Source organism: Spiroplasma sp. BIUS-1, assembly GCF_010365805.1.
In the GTDB taxonomy this organism is placed as follows: domain Bacteria; phylum Bacillota_I; class Bacilli_A; order Mycoplasmatales; family Mycoplasmataceae; genus Spiroplasma_A.
This window is the reverse complement of the sequence record NZ_CP048386.1, coordinates 735,401-755,590: the sequence shown is the minus strand read 5'-3', so window position 1 is coordinate 755,590 and position 20,190 is coordinate 735,401. Positions and strand designations below refer to the sequence as shown.

Annotated in this window: 20 protein-coding genes and 1 tRNA gene; 13 read left to right on the top strand and 8 right to left on the bottom strand. The window is 27.5% G+C overall.

Annotated elements, in window-relative coordinates:
* Positions 1-58: 58 nt before the first annotated feature.
* On the top strand, positions 59-859 hold the full coding sequence (locus tag SBIUS_RS03590; RefSeq protein WP_162685117.1) for a hypothetical protein: 801 nt from the start codon (positions 59-61) through the stop codon (positions 857-859).
* Between the two features lie 38 nt (positions 860-897).
* Positions 898-1,656, top strand: coding sequence for a hypothetical protein (locus SBIUS_RS03585; RefSeq protein WP_162685116.1), 759 nt, complete (start codon positions 898-900; stop codon positions 1,654-1,656).
* Positions 1,657-1,710: 54 nt separating this feature from the next.
* On the opposite strand, the gene SBIUS_RS03580 is transcribed toward SBIUS_RS03585, so the two are convergent.
* The 5 genes from SBIUS_RS03580 to def form a co-directional block, all read right to left on the bottom strand.
* Entirely contained in the window at positions 1,711-2,631 is a 921-nt protein-coding gene (locus tag SBIUS_RS03580) for a hypothetical protein (RefSeq protein WP_162685115.1), read from the bottom strand.
* Between the two features lie 73 nt (positions 2,632-2,704).
* Positions 2,705-3,673, bottom strand: a complete 969-nt coding sequence (locus SBIUS_RS03575; RefSeq protein WP_162685114.1) for a hypothetical protein — start codon at positions 3,671-3,673, stop codon at positions 2,705-2,707.
* 53 nt (positions 3,674-3,726) lie between these two features.
* Complete coding sequence (locus SBIUS_RS03570) at positions 3,727-5,418, bottom strand: APC family permease (protein WP_162685113.1); 1,692 nt, start codon at positions 5,416-5,418, stop codon at positions 3,727-3,729.
* Positions 5,419-5,422: 4 nt separating this feature from the next.
* Positions 5,423-7,222, bottom strand: a complete 1,800-nt coding sequence (locus tag SBIUS_RS03565) for a ribonuclease J (protein ID WP_162685112.1) — start codon at positions 7,220-7,222, stop codon at positions 5,423-5,425.
* Between the two features lie 187 nt (positions 7,223-7,409).
* The gene (gene def, locus SBIUS_RS03560; protein WP_162685111.1) at positions 7,410-8,018 is read right to left on the bottom strand and encodes a peptide deformylase; all 609 of its coding nucleotides are present in this window, start codon (positions 8,016-8,018) and stop codon (positions 7,410-7,412) included.
* Positions 8,019-8,089: 71 nt separating this feature from the next.
* Here def and rsmD point away from each other — a divergent pair, with 71 nt between their 5' ends.
* The 10 genes from rsmD to SBIUS_RS03510 are packed head-to-tail and all read left to right on the top strand — an operon-like array spanning position 8,090 to position 18,385.
* Positions 8,090-8,665: a 16S rRNA (guanine(966)-N(2))-methyltransferase RsmD gene (rsmD, locus tag SBIUS_RS03555; protein WP_162685110.1), complete on the top strand. Its 576-nt coding sequence runs from the start codon at positions 8,090-8,092 to the stop codon at positions 8,663-8,665.
* Positions 8,658-9,542, top strand: a complete 885-nt coding sequence (gmk, locus tag SBIUS_RS03550) for a guanylate kinase (RefSeq protein ID WP_162685109.1) — start codon at positions 8,658-8,660, stop codon at positions 9,540-9,542. The genes rsmD and gmk overlap by 8 nt, the downstream gene beginning before the upstream one ends.
* Positions 9,542-10,795, top strand: coding sequence for a 16S rRNA (cytosine(967)-C(5))-methyltransferase RsmB (gene rsmB, locus SBIUS_RS03545; protein WP_162685108.1), 1,254 nt, complete (start codon positions 9,542-9,544; stop codon positions 10,793-10,795). The genes gmk and rsmB overlap by 1 nt, the downstream gene beginning before the upstream one ends.
* A gap of 48 nt (positions 10,796-10,843) precedes the next feature.
* Positions 10,844-13,288, top strand: coding sequence for a hypothetical protein (locus tag SBIUS_RS03540; protein WP_162685107.1), 2,445 nt, complete (start codon positions 10,844-10,846; stop codon positions 13,286-13,288).
* A 42-nt stretch (positions 13,289-13,330) separates the two neighbouring features.
* Positions 13,331-14,404, top strand: coding sequence for a 23S rRNA (adenine(2503)-C(2))-methyltransferase RlmN (gene rlmN / locus SBIUS_RS03535; protein WP_162685106.1), 1,074 nt, complete (start codon positions 13,331-13,333; stop codon positions 14,402-14,404).
* The gene (locus tag SBIUS_RS03530) at positions 14,394-15,152 is read left to right on the top strand and encodes a PP2C family serine/threonine-protein phosphatase (RefSeq protein WP_162685105.1); all 759 of its coding nucleotides are present in this window, start codon (positions 14,394-14,396) and stop codon (positions 15,150-15,152) included. The genes rlmN and SBIUS_RS03530 overlap by 11 nt, the downstream gene beginning before the upstream one ends.
* Before the next feature lie 49 nt (positions 15,153-15,201).
* Positions 15,202-16,212: a serine/threonine-protein kinase gene (locus SBIUS_RS03525; RefSeq protein ID WP_162685104.1), complete on the top strand. Its 1,011-nt coding sequence runs from the start codon at positions 15,202-15,204 to the stop codon at positions 16,210-16,212.
* Position 16,213: 1 nt separating this feature from the next.
* A complete protein-coding gene (gene rsgA / locus SBIUS_RS03520) occupies positions 16,214-17,104 on the top strand; it encodes a ribosome small subunit-dependent GTPase A (RefSeq protein WP_162685103.1) in 891 nt (296 codons plus the stop codon).
* Positions 17,104-17,778, top strand: coding sequence for a ribulose-phosphate 3-epimerase (rpe, locus tag SBIUS_RS03515; protein WP_162685102.1), 675 nt, complete (start codon positions 17,104-17,106; stop codon positions 17,776-17,778). Before rsgA ends, rpe begins: the two co-directional genes overlap by 1 nt.
* Positions 17,768-18,385, top strand: coding sequence for a thiamine diphosphokinase (locus SBIUS_RS03510; protein ID WP_203352877.1), 618 nt, complete (start codon positions 17,768-17,770; stop codon positions 18,383-18,385). The genes rpe and SBIUS_RS03510 overlap by 11 nt, the downstream gene beginning before the upstream one ends.
* Positions 18,386-18,428: 43 nt before the next feature.
* Here SBIUS_RS03510 and SBIUS_RS03505 read toward each other — a convergent pair.
* The 3 genes from SBIUS_RS03505 to rpmB form a co-directional block, all read right to left on the bottom strand.
* Positions 18,429-18,511 (bottom strand) — tRNA-Leu (locus tag SBIUS_RS03505).
* A gap of 54 nt (positions 18,512-18,565) precedes the next feature.
* Positions 18,566-19,345: a glycerophosphodiester phosphodiesterase family protein gene (locus SBIUS_RS03500; protein ID WP_162685101.1), complete on the bottom strand. Its 780-nt coding sequence runs from the start codon at positions 19,343-19,345 to the stop codon at positions 18,566-18,568.
* A gap of 59 nt (positions 19,346-19,404) precedes the next feature.
* Positions 19,405-19,605, bottom strand: coding sequence for a 50S ribosomal protein L28 (gene rpmB, locus SBIUS_RS03495; protein ID WP_020834659.1), 201 nt, complete (start codon positions 19,603-19,605; stop codon positions 19,405-19,407).
* Positions 19,606-19,812: 207 nt separating this feature from the next.
* Between rpmB and SBIUS_RS03490 the strand changes: the two genes are divergently transcribed.
* Positions 19,813-20,136, top strand: coding sequence for an Asp23/Gls24 family envelope stress response protein (locus SBIUS_RS03490; RefSeq protein ID WP_238988292.1), 324 nt, complete (start codon positions 19,813-19,815; stop codon positions 20,134-20,136).
* Positions 20,137-20,190: the final 54 nt, after the last annotated feature.

Here is a 20,190-nt window from a genome sequence, read left to right as displayed (position 1 = left end):
ATATCAAACACGGTAATTAACCGTGTTTTTTAATTTATAATTAAAAAAGGTGATTGAGTTGAAAATAAATACAAGAGAAATTGATAATACAGAATGAATAACAAATATATTCGTAGATAAAGAAAATATATACTTTTGTGATAGCGAACCAAATGGAATTGTGAATACTCTTTGCTATATTCCTAAAGATCAGTTTAAGGAAAACTTAAAAAACAAGAAAAATATAGATAGGGTTTTTTTGGCTCATCCAAACCCTCTAATATCTTCGATGGAAAAAAGCTCAGAAACAGATGTAGATATAATTAATATCTTTGAAAACTATATTCAAAACTATATAGTAATAGACAAAAATGATAGTTATATAAGTTTTATAAAAGACGGTAAGGTATTTACTTCAAAATTAAAAAATACTAATGATTTAAAAGAGTTTCAAATCATTAGAAAATTAAAAGACTCAAACCTTATAATTAAAAAAAATAATGAATTATTTCTAACAGATAATCAATTGAACGAAATAAAAAAGATAAATTTAGATATAGTAGACCTTATTGAATTCAAAAATAATTATGTTATTCAAAAATCAAATGAAGAAGTTGTTTTATTAAATTCTAACTTTGAGTTTTTAAAGATAATTGATAAAGAACCGGGTTTTAAAAAGATATTCTATTTAAATAATAAAAATATATTAATAAGTTACAGAGAAAAAATGGAAACATATATGTATAACTTTGAAGTAGATAAAAAGGTATTTTTTGATAGTAGTTTTATTAAAAGGGCCACAATGCTAGAAGAAAATATTCTTTTGGTTAAAAAAATGCAAAAAAATTACAAAAGAGATTTGTTAAATTTATTATATTAGTATAAAATTATACTAGTTTGAAAGGCTAGGTAAAAAGCATGTATCCAATTATAAGACCAGACAATGCTAGCGATCCAAGATTCGGATGATTCTTCTATGATTGACAAATGTATATATCATTTGCAGCATTTTTATTTGCTATAGCGGTTATAATTATAGCAACAGTAATTAATGTTAATGTTTATCTTAAAACAAAAAACAAAAAAAGTAATGTTTTACAAAAAGACTTATTCAAAGCTTTATCTATTAAAACAAACTATACAGATGTAAAGTTAATGTATGGAAAAAGAAAAAGAGTAAACAACCACTTTAACTATAGAGCAGCTTTCCAAGAATTACATTTACCAAAATGATATGAAGAAAACAACTCAGTTAAAGGAACTATGTTAATGCTTTACAACTTCACTAATATTTTAGATATTCGTGAACAATCAACAAACTTCTGAAGTAGATCAATCTACTGTCATATATTAGCTGCATTCGGAATTGGTGCTAATTTAGTATCATACTTATCATTTAGATTTTGTAATTTAGGAGCTTTATCAGCAATGAACTTATCATGATTCTTTATGGCTCTTGCTTTAGCAGGAACAATAATGATCATAGCTTCATGAGCTTGATGATTAAAAATCTTCAACAAACTAATTAAAAAATTAGATGAAATTACAGTTGGAAACTTACCAGACGAAGAAAGAAACCAAGTATTAAAAATGTTTAAACTTCAAGCTGCAATTCCATTCACAGTTAACACTTCAATTATTATTCCTAGAAAAATAGATGAAGAACAAGAAGATTAAAATTATATAAAAAAAATAACTCCTACAAAGAGTTATTTTTTTATGCTTTATTTTTTATGATTGCATTTCATATTCTTTTTGTCTTTCAGCAAGTTTTGAATAATCTTGGTAATAAATTTGATCACCTTTAGCTCAAATACCTTTTATAATTCTGTTTATTGTATAAATTATAAATAATTGCATTGCAATTCTGTAAGCTGCAAACATTGAATTAAATAATGAACCTAAGAATCCTCTTCTTCTATCAAACATATCTGCAAAGATTGAAATAATAGATAGAACAGCGCTTATTAGTTGTAACACTAATGTAAATGTTGCAATAATTAAGTTAATTGTTGCAATAAAATTCATAAATTTATATGCAGCACCTTTTTTATCTCAAGATTCTTGAGAACTTGGCATTGCAAATATTAAGCAGTTCAACACTCCTCAGAATAGAATTACTCCAAATATAGCAACAACTGCCATATCAGCTGCACCATTACCAAATACACCTTGACCAAATCCGTTTAATGAAAAACCAAAGTATACAGCTAATGCTGCAAATCCTGAAACTAATGCGTTTCCACCATAACCTTTTGAGATTGTGAATTTAGGACTAATTGTTGATTGAACTTGAATATTTTGCATTTGTGCAAGAACAAATGGTGTAAATAAACCACCAATTGAAATTGAAAATAGAGCGATTATGTATCTGTTGTTTAATAAAGTAATGTCATCTGCTTTTCTTAAGAAGTTAATTATATAACAACAAAAGAATACGTTAGTTATACTAAAGAATGCAACTGCTGAGAATATTAAAGGCATGTAACCTGCAAGTTCTTGCATTTCTGGTGTTGGGTCTTTAACCAAAACACCAGCTCTTGACATTCAATAAACAAATACAAATAGTAATATTAATCCAGATATTAATCCAAATACATTCCCAATCATCAATAAAGTTCTGATTGAACTAGTTTGTCTGTTTCCTTTCATTTCTACACCTCCCTTAAGAGAATTGTATCACTAAAGAGCATAAAAAAATGATTAGTAATTTTTACTAATCAAATTAATCTTCTGGTTCTGGTATGGGTTCTTTTGGTCCCGGTGTATTTTTTACAAGTATTTTAAATTCGCCATTAGCTTCATCTTTGCTTGTTATACCTATATAGAAATAAGGATATTCTTTCCCTAGTGTAAATCCATCACCTATTGGATCACCCACAATGTATTTTCCATCTGGTCCTAAAACAGCTTTATATAGATTTCTTGGTCAATCCATTTTAGTTATTTTGGTTTTCTTTTCTTTATTTATATGGTCAATAATTTTATTTCTCATCTCAGTTTGATCAACCATCATAAATCAGTTGATGATTTGTGTTTTGGTTTGAAAGTCAATATTTTGAGGTAACTCAATTCCTCAATCAGTTTTGTCATAACCTTCAATAATAACTTCCATTACAATTTCTAAATCAAATGTATTTGTGAATTCTTTTTGAATATCTTTTAGTGAGTTAAATTTTTTATATGAAGAACCACCAAATAGTCTAACTTCTTTTCCACCGATTGATACTCAAACATTTACATAGTATAAAGGTCCTGAAGCGGGATCAGAATACTTTTCAATTTCTAATCTATGATTTTTTATATTCATTTTTTTAATATCTTTGTTAGCATCTTTAAAAGCTTCATTGAAAGAAGTAACATCATTATTTGCGTAACTTGTTGAATTAACAAAACTTGTTGTTATTTTTTTAATATTATAAACATTTGATTGTTCTTCGGGAATAGAATCAAACATTTTTTGAATACAATCTGTAAGTGATTTTGTAAAATCATCAGAAGTGTAAACTGCTTTTAAAACCCCATTGACAGGTTTAAAGTCATCATCTGAAAGGGAGAATTGATTAAAATTATACTTATAACTAAATTGTTTTGTTATTGTTTGGGTAGGGGCATATAAAGCGAAATTAACGATTGGAGTAATAGTACCAATAGCTAAAGTTGTTGCACTTAAAACACCAAGTAATTTTTTCATCTCATACCTCCATATTAAGTTAATTATAATATAAAAAAATAGTCCATTTTGGACTATTTTGAAACTGCTTTATTTTTTAGTTTTTCTTCTTTTAGTTGAAGTTTATACTTTTTGTATTCTTCATCTTCTTTTTGTTGTTCTAAAGCGATTGCTTCCATTTCTTTGTCAGACAATAATCTAAATAGCTTTTCATATTCAGCAATTTCTTTAGCTTCTTGTGAATTGGGATCCAATTTTGCCATTTTTGGTTTGTAGTATAGGTGATATTGTAATACAGCTCATACAACAACTCCTAATACGTAAATTATTTGGAAAATACTACTTACTAAACCTTGTATGTTATCACTGTTTGAAATAACTCCGCCTTCTGGGTGAGTAAATGGTTTTAACAATGATGTTATAAAGTAACCTACAAATATAAAGATAAGGAACAATGATGTTATTGTTCAAGCAACATATTCTCATATTTGAATTTTTACATTTTTTCTTATTCCTTGAACAATAACTGTTGGAATAATTGTTCCGTAGATTGCAATTAACAATAATGAAGCACAACTTGCTATTGTTGCATAATTTAATGGTGATGGTTTTTTTGTAATACCTTCAATAATATCTGGTATAAACAAGAACATTGACGCACAAATTATAAATAAAACAATAGTTGCAAAAACACCAGCTACAGGAACATTCTCTTTATTTTCTTTTCTGAATTTTTTTGAAATGTAACCTTGACTTGATAGGGGTTCTAATGTTGAACCTCCAAACATTGTTATTTGTAGTGATGAGTTAAATCTCATCAAAATTGTACAAATTATTATCAGTGAAGGACCAAATACTTTTAAGAAATTATTATCTCCAAAGAATTGGGTGTTTGGATTTGAACTAAATCCTTTACCTCCCACTGCAAACATTGTTATTACTGAAAATACAATGTAAAAAGCTGTTGTTGCTATCATTATTACAACAATAGCAATAGGCATATTTTTACCTCTGTTTTTAATATTTTTTCCTGTTGTTATAAATGTTTCAATTCCACCAAATGCAAAGAAACAAGTTGTGAAAGCCTTAACGAATCCATCAAGATCAATTCCTGTTTCTTTATACTTTTGAAATGGATCTGATTTAGCATCTAAATGCATAAATCCTGCAGTTAAACCAAATACCATAAGTATAATAGTTATTCCTCATGTCATATATCCGATTATTAAACCAACATACTTATATTTTTTAATTCCAAAAAATAAAATAGTTGCTGCAAACATATATAATGCAAATGCAATTAAATCAAGGTATAAGTTTCCTCATTGGTTGAAAACCCCACCATAAACTCCTTCTTTTTGACCAACAAGTCAAAATCTTGAATCATCTTGTGGACCAAAATTGGCTCTAACCATTGTAACGATTAAAGCCATACCTATTACTGGTATAACTGAATAGTTGAAGAATCCCATCAATAATCCTCAGAACTTACCAAAAGCAGTTCTGACATATTGGCTTCCTCCACCATTAGCTTGTGGGTGATATTTTACTAGTTTAGCAAAAGCTCAAGCACACATAAATGCTATGAATCCTTCTAAAACAAAGATTCATAAAATATTAAGACCTACTCCTCCATTGATATTTCCATCATTACCATATGAAAGAACTATTTCTCCAAAACTTGCAGTGAATGTAATTCCTGCAATAAAAGTGAACCCAATTCAAATTATTGAAAATAGGCCCAACTGTTCTTTTTTAGTTTTCATTACTCTATTTAACCTCTACTTTTTTATTTAAAATAACAGGAATTATTAATGGGTTTCTTCTTTTGTATCTAAAGATGAAAGGTGATAATGATTCCTTTATAGCGTTCTTAATTGCACCGAATGTTGGTTTTTGTGAATTAAGAACTTCTTGTACTGCATTTGTAACAATGTTAATTGATTCAGCAATAACATTTCCGCTATCTCTTACATAGAAACTTCCTCTAGAAACAATTCTTGGAGGTGCAGACAATTTATTTGCTTGAGAGTCTATTGAAATAATTACAGCCATAAGACCATCTTTACTTAAAATATTTCTCTCTCTAATAACATTACTTGCTTTTCCTGTCATATCTTTTCCATCAATAAATACAGCTTCAGCAGGAACTCTTTTTCCTACTTTTCCTGTACCGTTGTGTAGTTCGATTTGATCTCCGTTTGCAACTACAAACACATTGTGTGGTTTAACATTAACTTTTGTTGCTGTTTCACCGTGAGTTTTTAACATTCTATATTCACCATGCATTGGCATGAAACATCTTGGTTTTAATAATGTGAATAATAGTTTTTGTTCTTCTTGACTGGCATGACCAGAGGTATGTATTTTGTTGTCTACGCTATTTTCAATAACGTTTGCACCAATTCTTGTTAACTTGTTAATTACATTTTCTACATCAGCTCTATTACCTGGAATAGGTGATGAAGACATAATTACAGTATCTCCAGGAATTATTTTAATTGTTTGGTGTTCCATTCTAGAAATTCTAGATAGGGCAGCCATTGGTTCTCCTTGACTTCCTGTACATAAAATCATTATTTGATTTTTTGGGAAGTTATCAATTTCGTTTGGTTTAATAAACATTTTATCATTGATATTTAAGTGACCCATTTGTCTAATTATTTTAATAATTCTTTCAATACTTCTACCAATAACAACAATTCTTCTTCCATACTTGTTTGCCAATTCGATTATGTGCTGAAGTCTGTGCACGTTTGATGCAAAAGAAGCAATGATAATTCTTCCTTTTGATTTTAAGAAAAGTGTATCAATGTTTTGAATAACTTTTCTTTCACCAATTGTATAGCCTTCAACCTCAGCATTAGTTGAGTCAGCCATTAATAATTCAATTCCATCATTTCCTCATGATGCTAATCTTTGAACGTTAGCGTCATGCCCTAAAGGTGTTCAGTCAAACTTATAATCTCCTGTTGAAAAGATTGCACCATTAGGTGTTTGAACGTGAATACCAAAAGCATCTGGTATTGAGTGGTTAACTGCTGCAAACTGAATTGTAAAGTTTTTTGTAGAATATACGTCATTTTCAACATATTCTTTAACAACTGTTTTATTTTGTAATTTGTATTCTTTTAATCTATCTCTAATTAATGCTGCAGCTAAAGCTGGTGCATAAATTACAGGTACTTCAACTTGTTGAAGTAGATAAGGAATACCTCCAATATGATCTTCGTGACCATGTGTAATAAATAATCCTTTTAATTTTGAATTATTTTCAACTAGATAGCTAAAGTCTGGTATTACAGCACTAACTCCTAATTGAGTGGCGTCTGGAAATTTAACCCCAGCATCTATCATTATGATTTCGTCATTATATTCGATACAATAAGTATTTTTACCAACCTCTTCTAATCCACCTAGTGCATATACCTTAGTTGGAAAAGGTGCTTGAGGTAATTTTTTCTTTGGCGGATTAACATTATCTGCCAATTTTTTAATCTCTATTTTTTTCTCTAAATCTGCAACTACGCTTTTTACCTGTTGTAGAGACTCTTGTTTTTTGTCTTCCATCATATCAACTCCTTTTATTTAATTGTAAATGTGTAAAAATTTGTAAAAAGATACTTCAAAAGTATTTAATTGTATTATCGTTTCCAAATAATTTAAAAAGTCATAGTTATTAGTATTTTAGCAAAAAACTCAGATAAAAACTAAGAAAAATATAAAAAAACAAAAAAAAGCTTTAATAAAAAGCCTTTTATATTACTATTCAATTCTCGTCTTTAAAGTTAGGATTTTCGTTATTAATTCGATCGTAATATAATTTTCCTTGGTTGTGTTCCAACTCATGTTGGAAAACTATTGCATGATATCCTCTTAAAGTTAAATCAACTTCTTCTTTTGTTAATCAATCATAACCTGTAACTTGTATTTTGTAACTTCTAGGAACAATTCCTTTGTGGTCATCATCCACACTTAAACAACCTTCGCCATCACTTAAACAACCAATTTGATCGCTTTTAGCAACAATTTTTGCATTAACCATTGCAAATTCTTCAACATCATTTCCTTCCAAATCTCACTCAAATCTTGTGAAAAACATATTTGTATTACTTCCGATTTGTGGAGCTGCAAGACCAACTGCTGGTCTTAAATAGTCAGGATTTTCCTTTTTGTTTAATTCTGGATCTTGGCTGTATCTTACAAAATCAATTAATTTATTCATAACAAGTTCATTTTCTTTGCTAAGAGGTAATTCAACATCGATTGAATTGTTTCTAATAACTTCTGGTTGACTGTCTTTTCATAATCATTTATTTGTAGGAATTTCACTTTGTAATAAATCTTTTGTTAAATCTAATTTCATAAATCAACACCTCAACTTTGATTATATATTAATTATTTTTTGTATAATATAAAAGCAAAGGAAATATTACTATGAGAGTTATAAGTGGACGTTTTAGAGGTAGAAAATTAGTAACTTTAGAAGGTATGAACACAAGACCCACAATAACAAGAGTTAAAGAAGACATGTTCAATGTTCTTAATAACTATTTTGTTTTTGAAAATAAAGTTTGTCTGGACCTTTTTGGTGGAAGTGGGGCGCTTTCTCTTGAAGCGCTTTCTAGAGGAATTGGTTTTGCATATGTAAACGATCACTATAAACCAGCTTTAGAAATAATAAAACAAAACTTTAAAGGACTTGAAAAAGATGAATTTGAGCTATTTAATCTAGATTACAAAAGAATGTTAGATTATTTAGTTAATTCTAATAAAAAAATGGACTTAATCTTCTTCGATCCACCATTTGCAAAAGTAGAGTATTACTATGAATTTTTTAAATATATATATGACAATGAATTATTAAATAATTATGGTATATTAATTATGGAGTCAGAGTTGCCGCTAGATATGTCTAAAATAGCAATTCTGAAATTATTGAAGTATAAAGACTTTAAGAATAAACATTTATACATTCTAAGACGTGAAAAAGGAGATTTAGAAAATGAATAAACAAGGGAAAATAATCATTTTATCTGGACCATCAGGTGTAGGTAAAGGTACTATCAACAAAGAATTAGCTCAAGATAAATCATTAAATTTAGTACAATCTATTTCTATGACTACTCGTGCGCCAAGACCGGGAGAAGTTGACGGAGTTAACTACTTTTTCGTTGATAAAGAAACATTTAAAGATGCTATTCAACATAACGAACTAATCGAACATGCAGAATTCATTGATAATTACTATGGAACACCTAGAAAAACTGTTTATGACAAAATTGCAAAAGGTGAAAATGTTATCTTAGAAATTGAAGTTGTTGGTGCAACTCAAGTTCTTAAAAAAGAAAAACCTGAAAACCTAGTGTCAATTTTCTTAATGCCACCAAGCTTAAAAGCTCTTGAACAAAGATTAAGAAAACGTGGAACAGAAAAAGAAGAAATTATCAAACAAAGATTAGATAAAGCTTTATTAGAAATTCCTTTAAAACACAAATACCAATACATAATTGAAATCGATAGTGTTGAAAACGCTGTTGCAAAAGTTAAAGAAGTATTGGCAAAAGAAAATACATTAAGCATTGATTCATCAAATAGTAAATACTTTAAGTTAAAAGAAAAAGTAGAACAAATTGTAAGTGAACAATATGAATTCTTCGTAAACAACTGAAAAGAAAACGTTCAAAAAGTTGGTGGAGAAACAATTGATGCAAGTTTTGATTTTAAAAACTACTTAGTAGAATTATTAACAGATAAAACTTATGCACATGTTTTAGCAAGTGAAGATTTAAACATACTTGATAACTCAGAATTTATTGAAACAATTGTAGAACACTTTATGATTGATGTTAACTTCTTTAGTATTGAACAAAAAGAATTTAAAAAATAATGAATTCAAGAAAAGAAGCGTTAAATATTTTATTTGAAGTAATAAAAAATAATAAGTTCTCAAATAAATTACTTAACAATCTTATAAAAAAAGAAGCTATGTCAAAAGAAGACATAGCTTTTATTTTTAAATTGGTGTATGGAACAATTCAATACAAAATTTATTTAGAGTATGTTGTAAATAAATTAATAGATCCTGAAAAAACAGATTATAAGATTCAAATATTATTATGGATGAACTTATATCAAATAAAATTCTTAAATTCTAAGCCTTACTATGTAATAAATGAAGCTGTAGAAATAGCAAAAGATATAAACAAGAACTATAGTGGTCTTGTAAATAAAGTTTCTAAATCACTTTTAGAAGAAAAATATTGAGAAGTTGATATTAAAAATAAGCAAAATATTTTATCTTTAGAGAATGGTTTTCCATTTTGATTATTTAAAAAAATAGAAAAAGATTATTCTAGAGATCAAGCTGAAGAATTTGTTTTAATTTCAAATGTAGAAAGTAAAATTAGTATGAGACTAAATACTTTGAAAATTTCTAAAGAAGAGTTTGAAAAAAATTATTTAGAAAAATATGAATTAAAAAACTCTAAGTTAATTAATTATTTTTATCTTTCAAATAAAAATATCGTCAATGAAGATATTTTCAAAAAAGGATACGTAACAATACAAGATCAAACTAGTGGTTTGGCTTCACATATTCTTAACCCAAGAAAAGAATCTAAAGTTTTAGATATGTGTTGTGCTCCGGGTGGTAAGTTAACTCACTTAGCTCAAATTATGCAAAACACAGGAACAATTGATGCTTATGAATTGCAAGAAAACAAAATGAAATTAATTCAAGAAAACTTAAATAGACTAGGTGTGGAAAATGTAAATTTAGTTTGCAAAAACGCACTAGATATTGATGAAAGAAAATATAATTATATTTTATTGGATGCTCCATGTTCGGGATATGGTGTATTAAGAAGAAAACCTGAAATAAAATTGAAGAAGCATTCTGAAACAGAAACTCAAAATTTATTAAATCTACAATTAGAACTTTTAGAAAAAGCATATAGGTGTTTAGACAAAGATGGAGAGTTGGTTTACTCTACTTGCACAATAAATAAAGATGAAAATGAAAATCAAATTGAAAAGTTTCTTGAGAGACACAAAGATATAGAAAAGATTTTTGAAAAAGTCTTTTTTGGAAGAGAATACGACAACGATGGTTTCTATATATGTAAAATGAAAATTAAATAATTTTCATTTTTTTATTTTTGGTCGATAAAGTAAGGGGAGGAATTATTAATGTTAAAAATTCTTAAATTACTTTTATTGACTTCTGGAGTTGGGACAAGTTCTGTTTTATCTTTAGAGTCAAAAATTGTTGAAGTTATAGGAAGTCAAGACTCTATTCAAAACAATGAGGTTATAAAAGAACCTTTCTATGTAATTGATGCACCATCTCTTAGAGATGAAAACGTGACTGTGGATAGATATCCAAACAGTTTGGTTTATAAAACTAAAGTTGAACAGTTTATATCTATTAAAGATTTGCAATTAGATCATATGACTGATTATTGATTTGATTCTAGCTTAGAATTAAGTTTCACAAACATAATAGAAAGAGATTCAAATGGAAATTCAATAAGTACTTTTGCTTCAAATCCAAACATGTCTAATGAAACTTTTGATTTTAAAGTTAGTTTGGATAAAAGACAAAAAGAAAAAACTATTGAAAAGGAATATAGCTACCACGATAAATGGAATGATACTTTTATTTATACAAAGCTAAATCTTAAATTTGAAAAAATATATACAGAAAAAAGTGAAGGCTTATTAATTACAGGGATCGTTGTAGAAGAGATATTAAAAGATTCTAAAATGTTTTTTGATAATAACACACAACAATATATAGGAAAAATCACTAAAGGTGGAATGGTTTTAAAAGAAGTTAAAACAAAATTCAGCTCAAGAAAAAATGCTTTTAAAGACAAAGAAGAAATATTCTACACACACAACACTAAATCGAATAGAAATTACTCATATTCAAGAAGAGATTTAGAAGTGAAACTAATTTATGATGAAGAGTTCTACAAGTTTTTAAATATACAAAAAAATATTTATCATAGTGTAAATTTAAAAACTGTATACTCAAAAGATTTATTTGATAATAAAGATTATGTTGGAACGGTTGATGTGTTCGAAAGAGATAAAGTGATAGTTAAAAATTTGAAAGTTGTTTTCAAAAATGAAAATGTAAATGAAGATAATGACTCTATTTATTTAAATTATGAGAGCAAATCTAAAAACTTAGCTCTTAATCACGATAAAATAAAATACTACATTTCTAAGAATTATAAAATAAAAGAAGAAGAAATTTTCTTTGATAATGATGATCTTGAAAACTCAAACTCTATAAAAAAATTTAATTCTGAAAAGTCTGCTGTTTTTAAATACACTTATGAAAAACCTAAGGGTGGAATACTAACTTTCTATGTAAGTGTCCAACACAGCATTAAAAAGTTAGATGGTTATATTAATTTTTCAAACTGATCAGATATAAAATTTGTATCTACTGAAAAAAATTATATTCTAGATAATTTTAAAATAACAAGTGAATCAAAACCTGTTGGAGAAGAACTTAAATTTAAAGATTTTAAAGTATCTAACGAGAGTTTAACTTTAAAAAATAATAATGTTAGTGAATTGTTCATTATAAATGCTGAAGAATTTAGAAAAATAAAAATAAAATCAAGTAATAACCTGGAAGTAAATTTTGAAAAAAATAATATTTTGAAAATTAGAGCTAATGCGTTTGGTTCTGGTTTCATTGAATTAGACTCTATAGATGCAAAAAGCAAAAAGATAATTAATGTTTTTGTGGATAGAGAAGAAGGATACTACGAATTAGAAAAAAACAATTTAGAAATCTCAAGAGGAGAAGTTGGAGAAATAGAAATTAACTCTAGTTATTTAGATCAAATTATTTTAATAAATAGAGATAAAAATTTGAATGCAAAAATTGTAGAAAATAAAATTAAAGTTAAATCAAGTTCTGTAGGTAGTTATGAAATAGAGGTTATGTCAAATATAACTAAACATTCAGAAAAAATATTTATAGAAGTAACTGAAAATGCTTCATCAATTAATTTAGAGAAAAGTGTTTCAATAATACAAAAGCAAACGACTCAAGAAGTTAAAATAAATAATTTTGAACAAATGGATCCTTCTGAAATAACATTAGAAACTAGTTCAAATGATTTAATAGCAACTATAATAGACAACAAAATAATTTACTTTGCAAAAACAAATGGGGATTTTGAAATCACAGTAAAATACAAAAACGAAGAAAGCAGAATAAAAATAAAAGTATTTGATGAAATTCAAGAAAAAAAACTTGATTATGAAAACAAAAAAATAGCTTTTGAAAAAGATAGTTTTGAAATAATTCATTTAGATGAAAATACTTTAATAGAACAAGAAGATGATATGCTTGTGTTTTCTTTAAAACCAAATTCTAATAAATGTTATTTTGAAGTTATAAATGAAAAGGGAGAAAAACTTAAAATAACTATAAATAAAGAAAAAGATATTGAAAAAGAGCAAACCGAAAATAAAGAAGATAAAAAAACATCCAAAAAACTAGCTTTAGTTTTAATTCCAATTACTTTTGGTATCTCGATAGCGCTGTTTTTTATATTGAAAAGTGTTTATAAAAAAAGTGAAAATAAAAATAAGTCTTTAAACTAAACAATTATAGTGTGTTAAAATATATTTTGGAGTTAAATTTTTATGGAACAAACAAGCATATTTAGATACACAATTGAAGAGTTGGAAAATATTCTTATGGAAAATGGATTTAAGAAGTTTTCTGCAAAACAAATTTATGATTGAGTTTATATCAAGATGGAAACTAATTTTGATAACATGACTAACTTAAGTAAAGAGTTGAGAGAATTTATCAAAGAAAGATTCACAGCTGATTTATTAAAAGATTTAGTTACTGAAGAATCAAAAGATGGAACAATAAAAATCTTATTTATGCTTGATGATAAAAAAACAATCGAAACTGTTTTGATGCCACAAAAATATGGTCAATCAGTTTGTGTTACAACACAAGTTGGGTGTAGAATGTCATGTAAATTCTGTGCCTCAGGTCTAATAAAAACAGAAAGAAATCTTTCTACAGATGAAATAGTTAGACAAATATATACAATGAATTTATTCTTAAAAGAAAAATATAAAAACGACCCAGATAACAAAAGATCAAGAGTTAGTCATATTGTTGTAATGGGAATCGGAGAACCTTTCGATAATTATGATAATGTTCTGAAATTTGTAAAAATAGTTAATGATAAGAGAGGGTTTGAAATTGGGGCAAGACATATCACAATATCTACTTGTGGTGTTGTTCCAAAAATCAAAGAGTTTGCAGACTTAAAAACTCAAATAAATTTAGCAATTTCTTTACATGCTTCTAACAATGAAGTTAGAAATCAAATGATGCCAATTAACAAAGCTTTTCCAATTGAAAAGTTGTTGGAATCAGTTAGATATTATGTTGATCAAACAAACAGAAGAGTTACTTTTGAATATATATTAATTGATGGTGTTAATGATAAACCAGAACATGCAAATGAGTTAGCAAAAATAATAAGAGGGATAAATGGTTATGTTAACTTAATTCCTTATAATGAAGTTGAAGAAAACGAATATAGAAAATCTAAAAGAATTGATGAGTTCTTTAAGATTCTTAAAAAACAAGGAATTAATGCAATAGTTAGAAAAGAATTTGGAGCAGATATTGATGCAGCTTGTGGTCAATTAAGAGCCAAAAGGGAAGGTGTCCTAAAAAATGAAATTTAAAAGTGCAATGCTTACCGATATAGGTAACTACAGAAAATCAAATCAAGATAATCTTGACTTTGCAACAAAAAAATCAGGAGAAGCTCTTGGTGTTGTTTGTGACGGAATGGGTGGACATGCCTATGGGGAAGTTGCATCAAAAATAGCGGTAGAAAAGTTCATCGAGTACTTTCATGAAAATGATTTTTCTAATATGAATCAAAAAGAAGTTAATAGATGATTGAGAAGTTGTGTAAACAACATATTAACTGAAATGGTTGAATATTCAAATGAAAGATTTGAAACTAGAGATATGGGAACAACTTTAACTGCAATCCTATTTACAAAAGTTGGTGGATTTGTAATTAACGTTGGAGATTCAAGAACATATAAATTAGTAAATGAAGAGTTATTCCAAATCACTCAAGATCAAAACTTATGAAACTCAACTCCTGAAGCAGAAAGAAAAGACATTCAAATGTCAGGTGTTTATGAAAAAGCAAATGACTTCACATTTTGAAAGGTTTTAACAAGTGCTTTAGGGCCACAAAAAACTTTAAGAATAGATACATACTTTATTGAAAACCAAGAAGGTATTTATATCTTAACAACTGATGGAGTTCACGATTATATGGATGAAGAAATTACAGCTTCAACATTAGGAAATCCAAAAGTTAAACTTAAAGATAAAGCACATTTAATTGTTGAAGATGCAAAAGATAATGTATCAACTGACAATTTATCAATTTTAATTATTGAAGCAGAGTAATTTAACTCTGCTTTTTTTGTTATTATATTATTGGTAAAGGAGCAATACTATGAGCAATTATGAACCAGGATCATTAATAAATGATAGATACGAAGTTTTAAATCAGCTTGGTAAAGGTGGAATGGCATCTGTTTTTAAAGCATATGATATTTTTACAAAAACAATAGTTGCTGTAAAAGTTGTTGCTCCAGAAATAGTTATAAAACCTGTTGGTCAAGAAAGATTTGAAATTGAAAAAGAAGCTTTTGCTAGATTAGGATCAAATCCCAATGTTGTTAAATTATTTGACATTATTCAGCAAGGTCAAGAATGATTTATTATTCTTGAATGTGTTGAGGGTGGAACTTTAAAAGATAAGTTTCAAGAATTTGGATCAATGACTTTAAAAGAATTGAAATATTACTTTTCAAAAATTTGTGAAGCTCTTTCTGAAGCTCATAAATTGCAAATTATTCACAGAGATATTAAACCTGATAATGTTTTACTTACTCAATCGGGAGAGGTTAAATTGGGTGACTTTGGTATTTCTGTTATGGAGGGTAAATCAACAGAAATAAATAAAGCAATTGGTACTCCAAAATACATGCCCCCAGAAGTAATTGCTGCACAAGCTCCATCACCTCAAAGCGATATTTATTCATTAGGAATAATGTTATATGAATTTGCAACTGGTACAGCACCTTTCGTTGCAAAAGAGGCACCGAAAATTGCTGCAAAGCACTTGAAAGAAACACCAACTAGTCCTAGACTTATTAACCCTGCAATTCCACAAAGTCTAGAAAACTTGATTTTAAAAATGATTGAAAAAGAACCTGAAAACAGGTTTGAATCAGTGGATGAAGTTAAAAGAGAATTATTAAAAATCAAAGCCACTGACAATCCAAAACCATATGTTTATCACAGAAAAGTTAAATTGAATACAAATGATGGACATAAAACAATAAAAGTTGGAACAGCTTATGACAAACTTCCAGTAACTGCAAGAACTAAGTTCTTTATTGCTTTTATGGTTATATTTGTTGCGCTTATATTGACATTGGTATTGGTAATGGTGTTGTAACATGAATAAAGGTATAATTTTAAAAATATTAAGTGAGTATGCTTATGTTCTTTTTGAAGAAAATCTTTATGAGTGCAAAGCAACAGGGAAAATAAGACATAGCAACAAAAAACCTACAACAGGAGACTATGTAGAATTTGAAATAATAGATCAAGATAACTTCAAAGGTTCTTTAACAAATATATTGGAAAGAAAAAATGAACTTTATAGACCTAGAATTTCTAATATTGATCAAGTTGTTATAATAACTTCTTTGAAAGACCCTGTATTAAATACATATACATTAAATAAGTATCTATTTTTTGTTGAGTCTTTAGGTATTAAACCAGTATTGGCATTTACAAAAGTTGATTTAGCAAACACGAAAGATATAGAAGTTGAAAGAGCAAAGGAATATAAAAAACTAGGCTATGAAACTTATTTAATAAACAACATGATAGACACAGATAAAGAGTGAGTTAGCTTTTTGAAAAGTCTAGAAAGCAAAACTTCAGTTTTCACAGGGCAAACCGGAGCTGGTAAATCAACTACTTTAAATCATATAATTCCTAATCTATTTGAAAAAACTCAAGAAATTTCGAAAGCTTTAAATAGGGGAAAACATACAACTACAAAAAATGAGCTATTCATTTATAAAGATGCTTTAATTGGTGACACTCCCGGTTTTTCTTCTTTTGAATATAAGGAAATAGAAGCAGAAGAAATTGCTTTAAGTATTGAGTTCTTTAAAAACACAAGTTGTAAGTTTAATAATTGCTTACATATAAACAACACACCTGGTTGTGGAGTTATAAAATCTGTAAGTGAAGGTACTTTCCCAGAGTTTATATACAATGATTATGTTAAAGTACAATCTGAAATTGAAGAACAATCTAAAAGGAGAAAATATTAATGAAAAAATATATAGTAGCTCCGAGTATTTTGACTGCAAACTTCTTAGATCTAAAAAAGGACTTAGATAATTTGCAAGATGCTGGAATAGAGTGAATACATTATGATGTAATGGATTATAATTTTGTTCCTAACTTATCTTTTGGACCCAAAATATTATCAGATATAGTGAATAAATATAATTTTAAAATGGACTTACACTTAATGGTTAAAATAGTTAACCTGAGTGTTGAAGAATACTTAAAACCTTTTGTATTAAAAAATGTAGAGCAAATAACTCTACACTTTGAAGCATTAAGTGAAACTCAAATCGAAGATTTTATTGAATTTTGTCAAAAAAATAATTTAAAAGCTTCACTGTCTATTAATCCAAATACAGAAGTAAAAGAAATAGAAAAATATCTTTCAAAAATTCAAAACGTTCTTGTTATGAGTGTTCAACCTGGTTTTGGAGGTCAAAGTTTTATTCCAAATTCTGTAGATAAAATAAAAGAATTACAAAAAATAAAACAAGAAAATAATTATAGTTACCTTGTTCAAGTTGATGGTGGAATTAATCAAGAAACATATAAATTAGTTCAACAAGCAGGAGTTGATATGATTGTTGCTGGAAGTTACTTGGTAGGAGAAAATATATCAAATTTAAGAGAGCGAGTTGTTAATCTTGAAGGATAAGGCTTTAATTGTTATTAGTGAAACAAATATAAATCTTAAACCTTTTGAAAAAAGCCACTTTATAATGGGTATTGAAAGAGGTTGTTTGAGTCTTATTGAAAAAAATATAAGAATTGACTTAGCAATGTCTGATTTTGATCAAGTAACCAATCAAGAATTAGAATCGATAAAAGTAAATGCAAATGAATTTATAAAATTAGATTCAGAAAAAGACTTTTTAGATGGAATTGCTGCTATAAAATATTTAAAAGAAAATGGTTACAAAGATATAACTATGGTTGTGAAACCTTCTAAAAGATATGATATGAACTTAACAATAATTGAGTATGTATTTAAACATGAATTAAAAATAATAAACGATGATTCAATTATTTTTAAAATAAAAAAAGGTATCAATTGTTTAGAATTTAATAATTATCAAGACTATACATATGTTTCTTTATTCAGTTTAGAAGATAATGTTATTACAATAAAAGGGATGAAATATGAAGTTGAAAAAGCTAATTTAGAAGCTTTAAATTCATTTGCTTATTCTAATGAGTTTATTCCATATGTAAATGGGGAAATAGAAGTCGAAAAAGAAGCAATGATAATAATGACAAAATAAAAACAGATTACATATAATGTAATCTGTTTTTTTGTTTTCTTGCTGGTGCCCTCTATCGGAGTCGAACCGATACGATTTCTCGGCAGATTTTGAGTCTGCTGCGTCTACCAATTCCGCCAAGAGGGCATTAACAATTTAATTATATATATAAAAAAAAGAAACTTCTATGAGTTTCTCAATTTATTGTGGTTTATATTGTGAAAACTCTTCAAGATAAAAACCATCAATGTAGTTATATTTATCATTCATTTTTTCAGATGTAACAGGTTTATTTGCATCGAAAAAGAAAAATGTACTTATATCTTTGCTTTTAGCTTTTTTAATAAATTTTTTCTTTCTTGGTGATACATTGTAACTTGTTGTAATGTATTTAACATTATTTTCCAACATAAAATCTATTAATTTATCTCCATAAGTAAATGCGTGTAAAGATAATAAAGTATTTCCAAACCCTATTTCATTAGCTTCTATAACGGCTTGTTTTGAAAATAATTCCATATAAGTTCTTTTTGGATAATCAAATTCAGTTAAGAATCTCTTTGGATCATTTATCTTATCTGTTATTAGATAAGCATCTTCATGTTCTTTAAATCAAACATTAAGTGTGGCTATATCTAAAGGACTGTATTTACCTTTTATTTTAGAATTCATAAATTCTTCGTGGGTTGGTATTTTTTTCTTGTTATTATCTTTAAATCATCTATCTCAATCATGAATGGCAACTATTTTATCATCACTCGTTGTCATAAAATCAAGTTCAAAATATCTGAACCCATCTTCATAAGATTTGTTCATTGCATCTAAAGAATTTGTATAAGAATTACCATCAATAGCACCACCGGCATGAGCTATTAAAATTGGATCTCCTTGTCTTGCATAGTCATAGTTGGAACAACTAACTGTAAGAAGAGAGGAAAGTAATAAAAAAATAGACAATAAAAAATAAAATGCTTTTTTCATGTTTTTTTACCCTTTTTTAAAAAAAAGAAACTTCTATGAGTTTCTTGATTTATTGTAGTTTATTTTGCTAACTGATTGTTTTTTTTCAAAGTTCTTAGAGTTCTGGCTGAAACTTTTAAAGTCATAACTTTACCATTTTCATCCATAACTTGAACTTTCTGTAAGTTAAGGTTTCATTTTCTTTTGTTGGCATTCATAGCATGTGATCTTGAATTACCTGACAAAGGACCTTTACCTGTTAAACCGTCTTTTCTTGCCATATTTTTCACCTCGGACTTATAAATAATATAATAATTAGATTAAAAATACAACAAAATATTGAAATAAATATACTTAAATAATTAAACTTTTGTTTCTTAATAGTTTAATTATTAAAACTATTAGTGTAAAATAATTTTGTACTAGTTTGAAACGTGTCAACATGATCTGTGTATGACCCTGAATTAGAAGAGCACTATATAAATTTTATGGAGGAACTTATGATAGATAAAGTTATTTTAGATTCAATATCAGATGCTGTAGTTACAGTACCCGGAGTTGCGTCTTTTGCAAACTTTGCTGCAAAGTCAGCCTCAGAATTAAAAACTGAAGATATCTCAAAAGCTGTTGAATTAACATCAGCTGATATTACTGATAGGGTAAAGGTGCATATAATTCTAATCAATGGAGTTAATATACGCGACGTTGTCAAAGAAGTTCAAATACGTGTAAAGTATGAATTGGAGAAATTGTCTCAGTTCGTGCGAAATTATATTGTTGATGTTGCTGTAGACGATCTTATTGTTCTTTAGACAATATTTTTATTTATTCAATATCAACTTATGATCTGGCAAATAAATATTTGC